Annotated in this window: 12 protein-coding genes; 5 read left to right on the forward strand and 7 right to left on the reverse strand. The window is 58.8% G+C overall.

The genetic code is table 11. The features are described from left to right. Positions 1–6 precede the first annotated feature (6 nt). The 5 genes from R6W86_RS00670 to glgC all read right to left on the reverse strand — a co-directional run bounded on the left by R6W86_RS00670 (position 7) and on the right by glgC (position 5,722). Positions 7–777: an SDR family NAD(P)-dependent oxidoreductase gene (locus R6W86_RS00670; protein ID WP_410327468.1), complete on the reverse strand. Its 771-nt coding sequence runs from the start codon at positions 775–777 to the stop codon at positions 7–9. A gap of 20 nt (positions 778–797) precedes the next feature. Continuing rightward, positions 798–1,160 carry a PilZ domain-containing protein gene (locus R6W86_RS00675; RefSeq protein WP_410327469.1) on the reverse strand — a complete coding sequence of 121 codons (363 nt, stop codon included), beginning with the start codon at positions 1,158–1,160 and terminating at the stop codon, positions 798–800. Between the two features lie 98 nt (positions 1,161–1,258). Further along, complete coding sequence (malQ, locus tag R6W86_RS00680; RefSeq protein WP_410327470.1) at positions 1,259–2,740, reverse strand: 4-alpha-glucanotransferase; 1,482 nt, start codon at positions 2,738–2,740, stop codon at positions 1,259–1,261. Next, positions 2,737–4,467, reverse strand: a complete 1,731-nt coding sequence (locus R6W86_RS00685; protein WP_410327471.1) for a glycoside hydrolase — start codon at positions 4,465–4,467, stop codon at positions 2,737–2,739. The genes malQ and R6W86_RS00685 overlap by 4 nt, the downstream gene beginning before the upstream one ends. Then, on the reverse strand, positions 4,457–5,722 hold the full coding sequence (glgC, locus tag R6W86_RS00690) for a glucose-1-phosphate adenylyltransferase (protein WP_410327472.1): 1,266 nt from the start codon (positions 5,720–5,722) through the stop codon (positions 4,457–4,459). The genes R6W86_RS00685 and glgC overlap by 11 nt, the downstream gene beginning before the upstream one ends. 194 nt (positions 5,723–5,916) lie before the next feature. On the opposite strand from glgC, the gene glgB reads away from it, so the two are divergent. Genes glgB through glgP form a run of 3 tightly spaced genes read left to right on the forward strand, consistent with a single transcriptional unit; the run spans position 5,917 to position 11,846 of the window. Further along, complete coding sequence (gene glgB / locus R6W86_RS00695) at positions 5,917–7,803, forward strand: 1,4-alpha-glucan branching protein GlgB (RefSeq protein WP_410327473.1); 1,887 nt, start codon at positions 5,917–5,919, stop codon at positions 7,801–7,803. Then, positions 7,800–9,257, forward strand: coding sequence for a glycogen synthase GlgA (glgA, locus tag R6W86_RS00700; protein ID WP_410327474.1), 1,458 nt, complete (start codon positions 7,800–7,802; stop codon positions 9,255–9,257). Before glgB ends, glgA begins: the two co-directional genes overlap by 4 nt. Positions 9,258–9,293: 36 nt before the next feature. Further along, positions 9,294–11,846: an alpha-glucan family phosphorylase gene (gene glgP, locus R6W86_RS00705; protein ID WP_410327475.1), complete on the forward strand. Its 2,553-nt coding sequence runs from the start codon at positions 9,294–9,296 to the stop codon at positions 11,844–11,846. On the opposite strand, the gene R6W86_RS00710 is transcribed toward glgP, so the two are convergent. Continuing rightward, a complete protein-coding gene (locus R6W86_RS00710) occupies positions 11,843–13,021 on the reverse strand; it encodes a 1-acyl-sn-glycerol-3-phosphate acyltransferase (RefSeq protein ID WP_410327476.1) in 1,179 nt (392 codons plus the stop codon). The genes glgP and R6W86_RS00710 overlap by 4 nt on opposite strands. Positions 13,022–13,237: 216 nt before the next feature. Here R6W86_RS00710 and recQ point away from each other — a divergent pair, with 216 nt between their 5' ends. Continuing rightward, on the forward strand, positions 13,238–15,106 hold the full coding sequence (gene recQ, locus R6W86_RS00715; RefSeq protein WP_410327477.1) for a DNA helicase RecQ: 1,869 nt from the start codon (positions 13,238–13,240) through the stop codon (positions 15,104–15,106). Here recQ and R6W86_RS00720 read toward each other — a convergent pair. Then, entirely contained in the window at positions 15,103–15,663 is a 561-nt protein-coding gene (locus R6W86_RS00720; protein WP_410327478.1) for a YiiD C-terminal domain-containing protein, read from the reverse strand. The genes recQ and R6W86_RS00720 overlap by 4 nt on opposite strands. Positions 15,664–15,849: 186 nt before the next feature. Between R6W86_RS00720 and R6W86_RS00725 the strand changes: the two genes are divergently transcribed. Then, positions 15,850–17,379, forward strand: coding sequence for a GNAT family N-acetyltransferase (locus R6W86_RS00725; protein ID WP_410327479.1), 1,530 nt, complete (start codon positions 15,850–15,852; stop codon positions 17,377–17,379). The last annotated feature ends 6 nt before the right edge of the window (positions 17,380–17,385 follow it).

The raw sequence follows: 17,385 nt of genomic DNA on the forward strand, positions 1-17,385 counted from the left end.
AAATGATCAGTGCGCTGTGTACCCGCCGTCTATGACCAGTTCGCTGCCGGTCATGAACTTGGACTCCTCGGACGCCAGGAATACGATGCCCCAGGCAATATCATCCGGTTCGCCCATGTGTCCCAAAGGATGCAGGGCCGCGGTGGCTTCCTTGGCAACTTCAAGGTCCTCCCCTGTAGTTTTCAGATGGCCTTCCACCATCGGGGTCCAGATAAAGCCCGGATGGATGGAATTCGCCCGGATATTGTCCGGTGCGTAGAGCATGGCATCGGTCTTGGTCATCAGCCGTACCGCACCCTTGGAAGCATGGTAAGGAGGCACGTCCGGTGCGCTGACCAGGCCGTAAATGGAAGACAGATTGATGATGCTGCCGCGCCCGGCCTTTTTCATGTGCGGGATCACATGCTTGGTGCAGAAGAACACACCCTTCACGTTAACCTTCTGGACCAGGTCCCACTCCTCCTCGGTCAATTCGTGAGTTGGCTTGTTCGGGCCGGAGATCCCCGCATTGTTGACCAGCACATCGATATGGCCAAATTTATCCGCGGCCTCGTTGATGGCCGTTTTTACACTCTCCTCACTGCCGACATCACAATGCCAATAGGCAACCTGATGACCTTCAGCGGAGAGCTTTTTGGCGAGCGCATTACCCTCATCGTCCAGGCAATCCAGGATCGCTACGGTCGCGCCCTCTTCTGTCATCCTGGTTACCGCCGCTGCGCCAATTCCGTGTGAGCCGCCCGTGATAACAGCGACCTTGCCGTTCAGCCTGTCCATAATAACTCCTGGGAATTTAATCAGTAGGCCCGAGATTTCGGGGAAGAACCGTAATTAACCGTTGCGCGGTGGCCGGCCAGCCAGTTGAGGAGCTTGAAGATACCCAAAGCATCGTTCCCGGCACCGTCAAAATCAAGCCCCAGCCCTTTGGTCGATTTCCTGACAACGTGGGCCTTAAGCCTGCGAAGCGGCTTCTCGGTTTTCTCGGGGTAGCAGAGTTCCAGTTCGAGGGTTTGATTCAGATTTACATCATTATAATCAGTTGAGACGAAAACGCCCCTGCGTGAGGCATTACGGACCTGCCCGGTGGCGACGGGCATTCCACGTTTGTAGACCAGAATTGAAAGTTTACCGGGGACGCGTTTGCTGAGCCTGTGTTCCATTAGGTCCTCCCTGAACAAGTGTGAGGTTAATCAAGCTACCAATTTTTTGTACATCAACATGTCCGCGATCATGTTGATGCTGGTCAACATCTGACCAGTCAAACCCGAATTCGTTCATGTCGAGAAGCCACCTCCCGGATTCTTTCTGACAGTTCATCCGTGCACTTCGACAGGTCCACTAGCCAGACCCAGTTGCCCTGTACTGTGCCCGGTGTGTTGAACCGCGCCTCCGAGCCGAGCCCCAGAAAATCCTGCATCGGCACCATTGCCAACCAACATACCGAGCGGAAAGCCGCCTCCACGATTGGCCAGGGCATCCCGGTGCCATCGGTGCCGAGGTACCGGTTTACATAGGTTCTGGTGTGATCGTCCAGTCTCCGATACCAGCCAAGGCTGGTATCGTTGTCGTGAGTGCCGGTATATACAAGATCCCCGGGTTCGTGCCGGTGCAGCAGGTGCGGGTTATCCGGGCTGCCATCGAACCCGAACTGGATAACGGTCATGCCGGGGAGCCGGAACTCCCGACGCAACTGCTCGACTTCATCACTGATGATGCCCAGGTTTTCCGCAACCAGTGGCAATCCGGGGAAACGTGCGAAGCACGCGTCCAGGAACTTGCGGCCCGGTCCCGCAACCCAATACCCGAACCTTGGCTCCGGCGTTGCCGCCGGAATCTCCCAGAAAGATTCAAGGCCTCGAAAGTGGTCAATCCGGATCAGGTCAAACAGCTGGCGCTGGCTTTCCAGCCGTTGTAACCACCACTGGTATCCATCTTCGGCCATGGCATCCCAATCGTAGAGCGGATTACCCCAGTGCTGGCCGTCCGGCGAAAAGTAATCCGGCGGCACACCGGCAATCACGGTGGGGTTGCCATCACCGTCCAGCTTGAACAGATGACGGTTGGCCCAGACATCGGCACTGTCGTGGGCCACAAAGATCGGAATATCGCCAAACAGCAGAACGCCGCGCTCGGCAGCATAGTCTCGCAACGACTGCCACTGATGGTGGAACAGGAACTGCTCAAACCGGATGGCCTGAACTGAATCCGCATGTTCCCGGACAAATTGGGCAACCGCCCCGGGATGCCGGTCCCGCAGTGGCGCCGGCCACTCGGGCCAGCTCATACCCGGTTGCGTCTCCCGGATACCACAAAAGATTGCGAAGTCGTCGAGCCAGTCACCCTGCTCGGCACAGAATTCTTCGAAATCACGGTGGCGTAGTTGTCCTTCCCCATCAAAAAAACGCCTTGCGGCCAGCTTCACCAGTGCCCGCTCACTCCTGTCTGCGGAGGGGGCGAGCTCATCCCGCCGCAACAGACCAAGCGTGACCAGCTCTGACAGGTCGATAAAATCCGGATTACCGGCGTGGGCAGAAAGTGACTGGTACGGTGACAGATCACTGTGGGTCGGCCCCACCGGCAAGGTCTGCCAGATGCTCAGTCCACTCTTCGCCATGAAATCCACGAAGCGACGGGCGGTGGCACCAAGAATTCCGTATTCCCCCCCAAGTGCCGTCGGGTGCAGCAAAACCCCCGCTCGACGTGCTTCGAAAAGACGTTGCGATATTTCCTCCGTACTCATGGCGCCTCGGCATCTTTGTCGTGGCCCGGCCGCATGGCTCCGCCGCGAGCCGGTTCCCCACCACCCTGGCTCAGTTGCTGGAACACCGATGGGGGTGCCGGATAACCAATCCGTTCATACAGATTGACCAGATGCCGTCGGTACAGGCGCTCGAAGTCCTGGACGATCTGCGCCGGGTTATAATCTCCGAACCACCAGAACCAGTCAGAACCCTCACATAACGCAAGCTGTCGCTGTGCGGCCAGCTTTTCCTCGGAGTTCAGACTGCCGTTATCCATTACCCGGTCATAGTGCGCTTTCGCCTCGCACAACAGGTCCCAGGCACGGTTCTTGTCGGGATCCCCGATCCAGGTGGAGAAGGTGCCGTAGATCCAGCTCCCGGCGACGAGATGAGGCAGTTGGACCGGTTCAGCCACTCTCTGCTCAAGCAGCTCACTATAGGTCGCCAGCCTCAGTCGCGGATGATCCTCGAAAACCGAGTAGAGCCGGTCCAGAAAGTGGACGCCATTCTCCGGGTAATATTCCCAGGCATTTTCACCATCGAGAATCACGGAAATGACCGGTCGTGGTTTGCCTTTAATATGCCCGGCAATGTTTTCCATGTGGTATACCAAGTCTCCGACCGCGTCCTCGGCGTGCCAGTCCGCGTAATTGAATCCGATCAGGTCGGAAAGGCCATCGTCACGGAAAAAAACGGTTACGTCAGTGTCGCCGAAGCGGAAGGGCTGATGAATGCCTGCCTGCTCGGGCAGGTCACCGCTCTCGCGGGCCAGGTTCATGCTGTTGTTGATGACAGAATCGCCACTGGCTGTCCATTGGAACCCGTGTTTACCGAGCTCGGCCAGCGTTGCCTGGCTCAGGCCACCCTCGGACGCCCAGCACCCTCGCGGATCGATTTCGAAGAACCGTTTGAAGGTTTCCCGGGCCTGCTGCAATTGCCAACTCGCCCGCAACTCTCCCCCCGGGTAACGGGAGTGTGAGGGTAGGACAATGTCCGGCATGGCCTCCCGGGCTGATTCCAGGTCCAGCAGCAGAGGCAGGATCGGATGGGTGTAGGGGCTGACAGAGAGCTCCACCTGGCCGTTCTTCGCCAGATGCCGGTAACGCGGGCCGATTCCAGCCATCACCTCGAATATCACATCCAGGAGTGCAATCCGGTCCTCCAGGGTGAACCCGGCTGCTTTTTCCTGGAGGCTCTGGACACAGGCGTTGCGCTGGCGCACCGTCTCGCCCATCCAACCCAGGTGGTACCAGACCAGCAGATCGGTCAGGAAAGAGGGCGAGATGTAGCGTTGGATGTCCGGTTTGGACCGGTAGAATTCCGCCAGGTCAGCGAGGCGGGCATAAGCAGGAAAGCGCTTGATAATCCGTTCCGGGTTGGCCCTCAGGGCCTTGTTCATAAGGTCCTGGAATGCCGGGCTGCCGGTCTCGGGAAGCGTTTCGGAAACCAGGGCCGCCAAGAGCGGATCGCCGATGGATCCAGCCCCGTGCCGCCAACGCTCGATCTGTACCAGGTAGGTTTCTATCTGCTCCAGCAACACCGGCGCAAAATTCACCACGGCCCGGGCCTTCGGGTGCGCCTCCAGGTGTGCGGCCATATCGCTGTAATCCTTGATGGTATGGAGGTACACCCACGGAAACAGGAATTGGCCGGTTTTCAGATCCTGGTATCCCGGCTGGTGCATGTGCCAGCACAGCACCACCGGCGTTTTTGCGTCAGAGGCCATGGGGATAGTCCTGCCCGAGCATCTCGGGTGTCACCAGAACAACGCCTTTGGGAGAAACGTGGAAACGCTTGCGATCCTCGTCTTCGTCAAAGCCGATCTGAGTGCCTTCCGGGATCTTGCAGCCACGATCGATCAGGGCCCGCTGGATTTTGCAATTTCGCCCGATATCAACGTCCGGATAGATCACCGAATCAGATACCTCGCTGAACGAGTGCACCCTCACCTGTGAGAAGAGCAACGAGTGCCGCACCATGGCTCCAGAGACGATACAGCCTCCGGCAACCATGGAATCCACGGCGGTACCCCGTCGGTTCTCATCGTCAAAGACGAACTTGGCGGGAGGCAACTGCTCCTGATAGGTCCAGATCGGCCAATTGGAATCGTAGAGGTTCAGTTCAGGGCTCACACCGATCAGCTCCAGGTTGGCCTGCCAGAGGGAATCGATGGTCCCCACGTCACGCCAGTAAGCAGGCCCATTCTGCCTCGGGTCCCGGAACGGGAACGCCATGACTCGTAAACGCCGGATCACAGACGGAATGACGTCCTTGCCGAAATCATGGGAGGATGTGCCCTGCGACTGATGGTCCCGGATGAGTTCTTCAAACAGGATCCGGGTGCTGAACACATAGATCCCCATGGAGGCCAATGCCTTGCCCGGCTTGCCGGGCATGGGCTGCGGATTCTCGGGCTTCTCTTCGAACTCCCTGACCTTCATCTCCTCATCCACATCCATGACCCCGAAGGCCGAGGCATCCTCAATGGGCACCTCGATACAACCAACTGTGATGTCCGCCTCGCTTTCCACATGAGCGGCCAGCATGGTGCCGTAATCCATCTTGTAGATGTGGTCCCCGGCCAGAATCAGGACATATTCAGGATGGTGGCTGCGAATGATGTCGAGGTTCTGCAGCACGGCATCCGCTGTCCCCTCGTACCAGGACGTTTCGATCCGCTGTTGTGCCGGCAACAGTTCCACAAACTCGTCGAGCTCCCCCCGGAGGAATCCCCAGCCGCGCTGGATGTGGCGGATCAGCGAATGGGATTTGTACTGCGTGATTACACCGACCTGCCCGATGCCCGAATTGATGCAGTTGGACAGTGGGAAATCGATGATCCGGAATTTCCCGCCGAAAGGCACGGCGGGCTTGGCACGCCACTTGGTAAGATCGTAAAGCCGGGAGCCCCTCCCCCCGGCGAGTACCAGAGCAAGCGTCTGGCGAGTGATGCGACTGACAAAACGTTTGGCCGTATGCATGAATCCTTCCCTGCAAACCGTTTGGTTTGATGCTCACTGCCGAGCGCCTTTACACGCATCGACAGTCTTCGTACCGCCGTAATAATATTAGAACAGTATCACGGGATTATGACGTAGAATTGTTACAGAACATTTTTTGAACGCGCGTATGGGCGTTCAATACTCGGGAACCCGATAAGGAAGAAGCGCGGACTATGGAAAGCCCCACCCTGAGCGATTTCGATTTATACCTTTTCGGCGAAGGGCGTCACTGGCACATCTACAATGTGCTGGGAGCCCATATCCAGACCCGGAACGGTACCGAGGGTGTCCGGTTCGCAGTCTGGGCACCCAATGCAACCGATTTAAGCGTGGTCGGCGACTTCAATGACTGGACTCCCGGGCACCACCCCATGACTGTTCACGGGGCCTCCGGCGTCTGGACCGTGTTCATCCCGGGTACCGGCGCCGGTAGCCAGTACAAGTTCGCCATTACCACCCGGTCCGGCAACCAAGTCTTCAAGACCGATCCCTACGGTCAATTTTTCGAGCTTCGGCCCTCCAATGCGGCCGTGGTGGTGCAACGCGGGAATTTCAGTTGGGGCGATGGTGACTGGCTGTCCCGGCGCAGCAAGTGGGCCTGGCACAAATCTCCAGTCTCCGTTTACGAAGTACATGCCGCTTCCTGGCAACACCATGGCTCCGGCCGTTGGCTGACCTACCGTGAACTGGCCGACCAGCTGATTCCCTATGTCCGGGAGCAGGGCTTCACCCACATCGAGCTGCTGCCGGTTACCGAACATCCCCTGGATGAGTCGTGGGGTTACCAGACCACCGGCTACTACGCGCCCACCAGTCGCTTCGGCACACCCGACGATCTGCGTTACCTGGTTGACCAATGCCATCGCAACGATATTGGTGTCATTCTGGACTGGGTGCCCGGCCACTTTCCCGAAGATGAGCACGCGCTGGCAAAATTCGACGGTACGGCCCTCTACGAACATGAGGACCCGCGCCGGGGCCAGCATAAAGACTGGGGTACCCTGATCTACAATTACGGTCGACATGAAGTACGGAACTTTCTGATTGGCAGTGCCCTGTACTGGCTCGACACCTTTCACATGGACGGCCTCAGGGTGGACGCGGTTGCCTCCATGCTCTATCTCAACTACTCCCGCAATCCCGGCGAATGGCTTCCCAACATTCATGGCGGCCATGAAAATCTTGAGGCCATCGACTTTCTGAAAAGCCTGAACCAGATCTGCCAGAGCCGGTTCCCGGGCACACTGGTGGTAGCCGAGGAATCCACCTCCTGGCCGCGGGTGACACGCCCACCGGAAATCGGAGGCCTGGGATTCAACCTGAAGTGGAACATGGGCTGGATGCACGATTCACTGGAATACCTGCAGCAGGATCCCATTTATCGACAGTACCACCACGACAAGCTCACGTTCGGCCTGCTGTATGCGTTTTCCGAAAACTTCATGCTGCCGCTCTCTCACGATGAGGTGGTCCACGGCAAGGCCAGCCTGCTGAACAAGATGCCCGGCGACGACTGGCAGCAGCGAGCCAATCTGCGCCTGCTGTTCGGCTTCCAGTTTACCTACCCCGGCTCCAAGCTACTGTTCATGGGTGGGGAGTTCGGCCAGCGCCGGGAATGGAGCGAATCCCGGGAGCTGGACTGGTTTCTCTTACAATATCCCGAGCACCGGGGTCTCCAGAAACTGGTGCAGGACCTGAACGGACTCTACCGGCGTGAGCCTTCCCTGCACGCCCGCGACTACTATGGCGACGGCTTCGAATGGATCGACTGCCACGATTCACCCCAGTCGATCATCAGCTACCTGCGCCGAGGAGAAAACGAAGTCACGGTGGTGGTGATCAACTTCACTCCGGTGCCCCGGTACGGGTACCGGATTGGCGTTCCGTACGGCGGACGCTGGGTGGAGGTGCTGAACTCGGACTCGGAATACTACGGAGGGAGTAACGTCGGAAATCCATACGGTCTGGAAGCCCGTGAGGTTCCCTGGATGGATCGGCCCTGCTCCCTGGAACTCACGCTGCCACCCCTGGCAGCCGTTGTTCTCAGGCCGGAGTCATGAAACGGGTTCTTTTTGTTACCAGTGAAGTCTATCCGGTGATCAAGACCGGGGGACTTGGGGATGTTTCTGCCAGCCTGCCCGAGGCCCTGAGCCGGCAGGACTGTGACATCCAGATACTGTTGCCCGGCTACCCGGCGGCACTGGAGGCCGCGCGAACCGCCGGCAGTCGACGCAAGGCGAGACTGAGCATTGGCCAGTACCACATTACGCTCTGGCGCACCCGGCTGCCCGGAACCGCCGTCAGCCTCTGGCTGGTGGACTGCCCTGCGCTCTTTGACCGTCCGGGCAATCCTTACCAGAACGAGGAAGGCGAGGACTGGTGGGACAACGCCCACCGGTACCAGCTGTTCTGCCGGGTCGCAGCGATGATGGCCAGCGGCCAGCTGGGTCTCGGCTGGGCACCGGACATCGTGCACTGCAATGACTGGCAGTCTGCCCTGGTGCCTGTTTTCCTGGATCATCTGCCCAAGCGGCCAGGCACCGTCTTCACCATCCATAACCTGGCGTACCAGGGACTGTTTTCCCAGGACACTTTCCGGGCGATGGGGCTGCCGGATTCACTCTGGCGTTTTGATCGTCTGGAATTCCATGATCAGCTGTCCTTCATCAAGGGCGGGCTGGTTTATGCTGACAGGATCACCACGGTCAGTCCCACTTATGCCCGCGAGATCCAGACCCCGGAGTTCGGGTCCGGCCTGGATGGCCTGCTGAGATACCGCTCTGATCGCCTCTCCGGAATCCTGAACGGCATCGACACCCGGATCTGGAATCCCTCGGATGACCGGTATCTCGACTTTCACTACGGGCCGGACAGCTTCAGCAACAAGAGCCAATGCAAGGCTAGGCTCCAGCAACAACTGGGACTGGAAGTCAACGGCGCGCCCCTGTTCGGGTCCATTGGACGGCTGGTGGAGCAGAAAGGTATCGATTGGCTGCTGGCCGTCATTCCGCCCCTGCTTGAAAAAGGCTGTCAGTTTGCCATCCTCGGTTCAGGGGAGGCTCGATATACCGATCCCCTCCGGACCCTGGCAAGGGAGCATCCCGGGCAAGTCTCCCTGACCGTGGGTTATGACGAGCCACTGGCCCACAGGATCACCGCCGGTGCGGACATATTCCTGATGCCCTCCCGTTTCGAACCCTGCGGTCTAAACCAGATGTTCAGTCTGCGCTATGGCACCATCCCGGTTGTCCATGCGGTCGGCGGCCTTAAGGATACCGTCGTGGATCCTGGCCAGGCGGCTGGCAGCCGGGCCACCGGCTTCTGTTTTGAGCGACCCAATGCGGATGCGTTCCTGCACGCGATCGACCGGGCGCTGGAGTACTACAGTAACCGCAATCAATGGCGGCACCTGCAGCGCAACGGCATGGCGGGTGATTATTCCTGGAAGTACCGGGCCCGCGAGTATCTCGCCCTGTACCAGTCGATTCTGACCGAGCAATGCAAACGAAACTGACGCCAAGGCAGCAGGTTCCTTTACAGGAGAACAATCATGAGCAAGGTCACAGAGTTCCGGCTTGAAGCACGCCCCAGGATTCCGGAAGGTCTTGAACGCCTGGAAGAGCTGGCCAACGACCTGTTCTACAGTTGGGATCACGGTGTGAGGAATCTGTTTGCCCGTATTGACCCGATACTCTGGCAAAAGGTTGAGCACAATCCCAAGCTCTTCCTTCGCCGGATAGCACAAGAGCGTCTGGACGAAGCCGCGCAGGACCGTGCATTTCTTGCAGAGTATCGTCAGGTTCTGAGCAGTTACGATGTCTATGTGGAGTCCGAGCCAGGACCGGAAGTAACCGAAATACTGGATCCCGCACGGGATCTGGTAGCCTATTTCTGTGCGGAGTTCGGATTCCATGAAAGCTTTCCGATATACTCCGGCGGCCTCGGGATCCTCGCGGGCGACCATTGCAAGGCGGCCAGTGATCTGGGCCTGCCCTTTGTGGCGGTCGGCCTGTTGTATCAACAGGGCTACTTCATCCAGACCATCGACGCCCAGGGTCACCAGATCGCCCGCTACAAAACCCATTCCAGCGACGAACTTCCGATCTCCCTCGTGGAGGTGGACGGAACGCCGCTGAAGGTTGCGGTGCCCTTCCCCGGTCGGATGGTCACGGCTCGGGTCTGGGAGGCCCGGGTCGGACATATCCGCCTCTACCTCCTGGACGGCAACACCGCGGAAAACAGCCCGGAAGACCAGAATCTCACCCTTCAACTCTACGGCGGAGACGAATCCACCCGGATCAGTCAGGAAATGCTCCTGGGCATCGGTGGCACCCGGATACTGCAAACCCTGGGCCTGAAACCTACGGCCTGGCACATCAACGAAGGGCATGCCGCATTCCAGATCCTCGAACGATGTCGCCAGTTGATCGAGCAAGGCCTCGAGTTCGAAGCGGCGCTGGAGGCGGTTGCCGCTTCGACGCTGTTCACCACCCACACGCCGGTACCGGCCGGCCATGACATTTTCTCCCGGGAGCTGGTGCAGCATGCCCTCGGCAACTACCTGGAGGAATCCGGCCTGGATTTCGAGAAGGTCTTTGCTCTTGGCATCCGCGATGGCGGAGACAGATTCAACATGACCGCCCTGGGGCTTCGGGGCTCCCGTTTCCACAACGGGGTCAGTCGCATCCACGGCGGCGTGGCTTCGGGGATGGAGGGGTATGTCTGGCCGCAGGTACCGCCTGCCGAGAATCCCCTCGGGTATATCACCAATGGTGTCCACGTGCCGACTTTCCTGGCGCCGGAATGGGCAAGCCTGTTTGATATTCAGGCACCCACCTGGAAAAGCGAACTTCGGAATCCCGATTTCTGGAATTTCGTCGACCACATTCCCGACTATCACTACTGGAGTGTGCACAAGGCCCTGAAACAGCAAATGGGCGAATTCGTCGTAGAGCAAATGGCGCGGCAGCACGAACGCAACGGCACCGGTCATTCAGTTACAGAACGAATGACGCGGCAGCTGGTATCACCGGAAAAAGACACCCTGGTCATCGGGTTTGCGCGCCGTTTTGCCACCTACAAGCGCGCCACCCTGATCTTCTCGGACCTGGAACGTCTCGAGCACCTGCTGACCAATCCCGAACACCCTGTTGTGCTGATTTTCGCCGGCAAGGCCCACCCGAAGGACAAACCGGGTCAACAGCTGATCAAGGTCATACACGACCTCTCCATGCGCCCCTCCCTCATGGGCCATATCATCCTGTTGGAGGATTATGACCAGGCCATGGCCCGTTATCTGCTCGCCGGTGTCGACGTCTGGCTGAACAACCCCGAGTATCCGAAGGAAGCGAGCGGCACCTCCGGTGAAAAAGCCGCCCTGAACGGTGCCCTTAATCTCAGCGTCCTGGATGGCTGGTGGGGCGAAGGTTACGACGGCACCAATGGCTGGGCCATCAACCCGAGAGACACAGGTCTGGATCCCGAGTTTCGCAATGAAGAGGAAGCGCGGGACCTTCTGGACCTACTGGAATTCGAGATCGTCCCGATATACTACGATCGTGCCTCTCAGGGCTACTCAAAGGGCTGGGTAGCCCGCTCCAAAGCCTCCATGAAGACCATTACACCCCGGTTCAACAGCCAACGCATGGTGATGGACTATGTAGAACGCTATTACGAGCCGGCCTCCGCCCAGGGCCAGAGATTACTCGCCGATGGTGCCAGGGCGGCCCGGGATCTGGCAGAGTGGAAGGCCAGAGTGCGCGAAGCGTGGCCGGGCGTGTCCCTTTCCGTTGTCGGCTGCGTGGAGGGCCGCTGTGCCTACGATGAAACGGTCGAGTTACGGGTCGAGGCGGTGCTTAATGGCCTGACGCCCGAGGACGTTCGGGTGGAATGCATCGTGACACCGGAATGCACCGGCAGTCACGAGGCGCCCGGCACGGACCGTTTCCTGCTCACCATGGAAAGCGAACAGGACGGAAAAACCGTGTTTGCAACACAGGTTCCTCCGCCCTATCCCGGCCTGCAGACGCTCCGTCTGCGCATGTATCCCTATCACCCGGCCCTGACTCATCTTCTGGAGATGGGCGCGATGTTATGGGTTTAGCGGGAATTGGCCTGCAGAGCCGTGACCACCGGATTGGCGTACATGTCCAACAGGTAAGGCCGAATGGCCGGGTCACAGGCCTCCAGCCGCCGCTCCATCTCCGCCTCGGCGGCGGCAATATCCGCCGGAGACCAGGTATCCGCGGTCACGACGGACTCGGTCACCGATTCCGGCGTTGCGTGGGCGTCCGGGTGGAATCCCCGTTGCTGGTAGGCCACCAGGTTTGAGGCATGCAGGTGATAATTGGCGTGCATCTCCCGATCGATGCGGCTCGCCAGTTCCTTCGGGTTTTCCGGAGCATCCGCGATGGGTGCACTGAAGTGTACATGCACATGGCCCTTGAATCCGGTCAGGCCCTTCACGATCTGCTCGCTGTCCTCTCCTTCAGTCTTGGTGTAGCTGCCGGTCCGCGCCCGGGTCTCCAGTTCTTTGGCTTTGTCGACGTCACAGGGATCGTACTCGTAGGAGATCGAAACCGGCACGATATGAAGGCGATTCATGGCCTCGCCGAAGCTCGGCCCGCTCTTCTTGCGGCTCATATAGAACATCTTGATGATGGCCGGATCGGTGTAATCCAGCCCATCCTTGGCGCGGCCTTCCCGTTGGGCAATCCAGATGCTGTGATTGGTGTCGATACTGTGATTGATGAACGCGGAAAGCGTCATGTACGCGTCCCGCATTTCCCGCGGGCTGGTCATGTTCCTGCGCACCACGAAGCTCTTGTTGAGCCGCATCATTTCCGCGAATACCCGGTTCTGGAGCAGGTTGTCACCGATCGCGATACGCGTGGTATAGAACCCGTTCTGGAACAACAGGTAGTTCACCACCATGGGATCGAACACGATGTCCCGGTGGTTGGAGATGAACAGATGGGCGCTGTGCTTGTCCAGGTTTTCCAGACCACTGGTAGTGACCCGGGTGGTGGTGCCCTCAACCAGCTCGCCTACATAAGTGGACAGCCTGGCCTGCAAGTCATCCACGCGGGTGAAATGGCCGAAATGGCTGATCAGCCAGCGGCGGAGGAAAAACCGCAGTAACGCGGGCGCCCAGCGCTCGAGGGTGGGCGACTTGAAACGCCCGACCATGTCGAGAAACTCCCGGTCATTGACCAGGCGCTGGATGGCCGGACCGGTTTCTTCGTCCGAATACGGACGGATGGCATCAAATTCTTGCATTGAAACCCTGTTGTTATCGTATCTAACGGATTACGCCGGGAAATGTCTGGTTCAAAAACCGCGGTATTGTAGCGTTTCTGAGGCAGCTTTGCCTCACCCGAATGGCGCCTTGACCAACCCGCCGGATTATTCTGGTATCATCCCACCCGCGCCACGGACACGGCGCCACCTCCCTGTCATCTTTTTCCAATCACGGACGACACATACGGCTCTGCTATGCAACTTGACCAGGATTTCGAACAACTCGCCACAGAAAGGCCCACGGACACCCGCAGAGACCCCGAGCAGGTTCTGCACGAGGTTTTCGGTTACGAGTCATTCCGGCCACTGCAGGGTGACATTGTTCGTGAGGTAGTCAATGGCGGAGATGCCCTGGTCCTGATGCCCACCGGTGGCGGCAAATCACTGTGTTACCAGGTACCGGCCCTGGTGCGGCCGGGTACGGCGATTGTCATATCGCCCCTGATTGCCCTGATGCAGGACCAGGTCGCGGCACTGAAGGAGCTTGGCGTCAAAGCGGCATTCCTGAATTCCACCATGGATATGGAGCAGGCCCGCGCGACCGAATACGCCCTCACCACCGGCGAACTGGACCTGCTCTACTGCGCGCCGGAACGGCTGATCCAGCCCAGAACCATCGAACTGCTGCACAACGCCTCGATTTCACTGTTCGCCATTGACGAGGCCCACTGCGTTTCCCAATGGGGGCACGATTTCCGCTCGGATTACCTGCAACTGAGCATGCTGGCCGGGGAATTTCCCGGCACTCCGCGCATCGCACTGACAGCCACCGCCGATGACCGCACCCGCAAGGAAATTGCCGAGCGGCTGTCACTGACCGAAGCACGGCATTTTGTCAGCGGTTTCGACCGCCCGAACATCCAGTACCGAATCGCCCCCAAGACCAACGCCAACAAGCAGCTGCTGGACTTTATCCGGTCTGAACACGATGGCGAGTGCGGAATTGTCTACTGCCTCTCCCGAAACAAGGTGGATTCCACCGCCCGCATGCTCGCGGACAAGGGCTTCACCGCTCTGCCCTATCACGCAGGCCTGAACGCCGAGGAGCGGGCAAGGCACCAGGAGCGTTTTCTGCGGGAGGACGGAGTCATCATCGTCGCCACCATTGCCTTCGGCATGGGCATCGATAAACCCGACGTCCGCTTTGTCGCGCACCTGGATCTGCCCAAAAGCCTGGAAGCCTACTATCAGGAAACCGGCCGGGCCGGCCGGGATGGCAAGCCTTCCACTGCCTGGATGGTGTACGGGCTTCAGGACGTCATCAAGCTGCGCCAGATGCTCGAGGGCTCCCTGGGCAACGACCAGTTCAAACGCGTCGAACGCCAGAAGCTCGATGCCATGCTCGGACTGTGCGAGGTCACCAGTTGCCGCCGCCAGGTGCTGTTGCGTTATTTTGGCGACGACCTGGAAGAGTCCTGCGGTAACTGCGACACCTGCCTGAATCCGCCCGAGACCTGGGATGGCACCGTGGCGGTCCAGAAAGCGCTTTCCTGTGTCTACCGTACCGGCCAGCGCTTCGGCGTGACCTACCTGATCGACGTTCTGCGAGGCTCAGAGAACGAGCGCATCCTGCAATCCGGCCACGATCGGGTGTCCACCTACGGCATCGGCACCGAACTCAGCGCCAACGAGTGGAAATCGGTGTTCCGCCAACTGGTAGCCAACGGTTACCTCAGGGCCGATCCCGAGGGCTACGGCGCACTGCAGCTGACCGAACGCTGCCGCCCACTGCTCAAGGGAGAGGAGACGGTCTGGCTGCGCAAGGACCCGGTGCAGAAAAAGACCTCTTCAGGACGCAGCAGCTCAGGACGCAAAAGCTTCGCGGCCGATCAGATCGTCGATCAGGCCGCCTGGGATCATCTTCGCGCCTGCCGTAAGGCTCTGGCCGACCAGCAGGGCGTGCCGCCCTACGTGATCTTCCACGACACCACCCTGTTCGAAATGATGGAACGCCGGCCCCGCACTATCGAGGAACTTGGTGAGATCAGTGGTGTCGGTGCTGCCAAGCTCGAGAAGTACGGCGAGACCTTCCTCAAGGCCATCGCAGAACTGGAAACTCTTTAGGCATCTTCTTCGGCCTTGAAGCCCTTCTTCCGGACCCGGTAATGGGCGATCGAAGTCGCCACATGGTTGCCTTCCTGATCGATCAGCATCCCCTCCAGGGTGAACTTTGCCCGGCCGGTGGCGTCGGCATCGGCGCGGATAGCCGCCACCTGTTCCGGGCTCAGGGAAAACTCCACCGTGACATCCGAGTTGGCGGGCTGCAGGAACTGCAGGGTCATTTCCTTGAGAATCGGTGTGTAGGATGGCCCCAGATCGAACAACGTCAGAACACCACCGGGAATCTCGGCCACCAAGAAATAGGCCCCGGCATACAGACTGCCGAAGTGGTTCTTGTTGCCCTTCAGCCGGATCCTGGCACGGACATAGCCCGGCCGGACCTCCTCCACGCGAAAGCCATTACGGGGCGCAAAGGGAATGGACAGGCCGATGATCCGGTTAACCGCCGCATAGCCTCCGGTTTTCTTGAGCCATTCAAACGGGTGCGCGAGCGTAGCTTTGGGGTCCGTTGAGGCCACCCACTGGCCGGCTGCTCCGATAACGTTGTCTATCAATGCCATAACGGTATCCTGTAATTCGGTTGACCGGATCATTGCAATCACCTGACCGAACCGCAAGCCCCGGGGAAGTTTTTCAGCAACCGGGCAGCGATCTGCGACGTCTGTCACACCTTCTGTTAAACTCATCAGAAAGCGTTCTGGCCTGATCCAAAACTCACTCTTTTATGATGACGGGAGCCTCTCTGAATGCCCCATGATGAGCTGCATCTCAATCTCCGCAACCTGACACTGGATGACTACGAACAGCTTCAGGAGCTGATGGACCTGGTCTACGACGACATTGGCGGGGCCTGGCCCAAAGAAACGATCAAGGCATTGGTCGAGCAGTTTCCCGACGGGCAGATATGTATTGAGGACAACGGCCAACTGATTGCGGTGGCGTTGACGGTTTGCGTGAAATACGAGCGATTCAGCAACCCGCACACCTACGACGACCTGATCCTGCGTAACGAGAAAATCTGGCACAACGCCAACGGCGACTCCCTGTATGGCCTGGATGTCTTTATCCATCCGGAATACCGCGGCTACCGGTTGGGCCGGCGTCTGTATGAGGCCCGCAAGGAGCTGTGCCGGTCCATGAACCTGCGGGCTATCCTGGCCGGCGGCCGGATTCCCAACTACTACAAGTACAAGGACCAGTACTCCCCGGCTGAGTACATCCAGCGGGTGGACCGCAAGGAAATCTACGATCCAATCCTGAGCTTCCAGCTCTCCAACGATTTCCAGGTCACCCGGCTGATGCACAAATACCTGCCAGAGGACGAGAAATCCATGGGCTATGCCACCCTGCTGGAATGGCGGAACATTCTCTATACACCGCCGTCACCGGTGCTGAATGTCCGGAAAACCCAGGTTCGCCTGGGTGCCGTGCAATGGCAGATGCGGGAATTCACCTCGGTGGATGAAGTCCTCAAGCAGGTGGAGTACTTCGTGGACGCCCTCTCCGACTACAAGAGCGACTTTGCCCTGTTTCCGGAGTTCTTCAACGCACCCCTGATGGGCCTGACCGATCAGATGGACCAGACCCGGGCGATCCGTTTCCTGGCCGGCTTCACCGAACAGTTCCGGGATGAAATGTCGGAAATGGCGGTCAGTTACAACATCAACATCATCACCGGTTCCATGCCCCTGCTGGAGAACGATCGCCTGTTCAACGTCTCCTACCTGTGCCACCGGGACGGCCGCGTCGACGAACAGCGCAAGATCCACATCACCCCGCACGAACGTCGCGACTGGGTCATTGAGGGCGGCAATACCTTCGAAGTTTTCGAAACCGATTCCGGGCGGGTGGCCATCCTGATCTGTTACGACATCGAATTCCCGGAACTCGGCCGGATCGCAGCCAGCCAGGATGTCGATATCATCTTCGTACCCTTCTGGACCGATACCAAAAACGGCTATCTCCGGGTCCGTCATTGTGCCCAGGCCCGGGCGATCGAAAACGAATGTTACGTCGTAATTACCGGCAGTGTCGGCAACCTGCCCAAGGTAGAGAACCTGGACGTACAGTACGCCCAGTCTTCCGTGTTCTCGCCCTCGGATTTTGCCTTCCCGCACGATGCGGTCATGGCTGAAACCACGCCCAATACCGAAATGATCATGTTCTCGGACATGGACCTGGAAAAACTGACACTGATTCGTAACGAAGGGTCGGTGAACAATCTGAAGGACCGCCGGGAAGATATGTACGAGGTGCGGGTGAAATCATCGGACTGATAAGAA

Origin of the sequence: Marinobacter sp. (genome assembly GCF_046484525.1) — a bacterium.
Classification (GTDB): domain Bacteria; phylum Pseudomonadota; class Gammaproteobacteria; order Pseudomonadales; family Oleiphilaceae; genus Marinobacter.

Bases quoted from the DNA above. Each gene is read 5' to 3' on its own strand.
- R6W86_RS00670 (WP_410327468.1), bottom strand. From the start codon at position 777: ATGGACAGGCTGAACGGCAAGGTCGCTGTTATCACGGGCGGCTCACAC.
- R6W86_RS00675 (WP_410327469.1), bottom strand. From the start codon at position 1,160: ATGGAACACAGGCTCAGCAAACGCGTCCCCGGTAAACTTTCAATTCTG.
- malQ (WP_410327470.1), bottom strand. From the start codon at position 2,740: ATGAGTACGGAGGAAATATCGCAACGTCTTTTCGAAGCACGTCGAGCG.
- R6W86_RS00685 (WP_410327471.1), bottom strand. From the start codon at position 4,467: ATGGCCTCTGACGCAAAAACGCCGGTGGTGCTGTGCTGGCACATGCAC.
- glgC (WP_410327472.1), bottom strand. From the start codon at position 5,722: ATGCATACGGCCAAACGTTTTGTCAGTCGCATCACTCGCCAGACGCTT.
- glgB (WP_410327473.1), top strand. From the start codon at position 5,917: ATGGAAAGCCCCACCCTGAGCGATTTCGATTTATACCTTTTCGGCGAA.
- glgA (WP_410327474.1), top strand. From the start codon at position 7,800: ATGAAACGGGTTCTTTTTGTTACCAGTGAAGTCTATCCGGTGATCAAG.
- glgP (WP_410327475.1), top strand. From the start codon at position 9,294: ATGAGCAAGGTCACAGAGTTCCGGCTTGAAGCACGCCCCAGGATTCCG.
- R6W86_RS00710 (WP_410327476.1), bottom strand. From the start codon at position 13,021: ATGCAAGAATTTGATGCCATCCGTCCGTATTCGGACGAAGAAACCGGT.
- recQ (WP_410327477.1), top strand. From the start codon at position 13,238: ATGCAACTTGACCAGGATTTCGAACAACTCGCCACAGAAAGGCCCACG.
- R6W86_RS00720 (WP_410327478.1), bottom strand. From the start codon at position 15,663: ATGGCATTGATAGACAACGTTATCGGAGCAGCCGGCCAGTGGGTGGCC.
- R6W86_RS00725 (WP_410327479.1), top strand. From the start codon at position 15,850: ATGCCCCATGATGAGCTGCATCTCAATCTCCGCAACCTGACACTGGAT.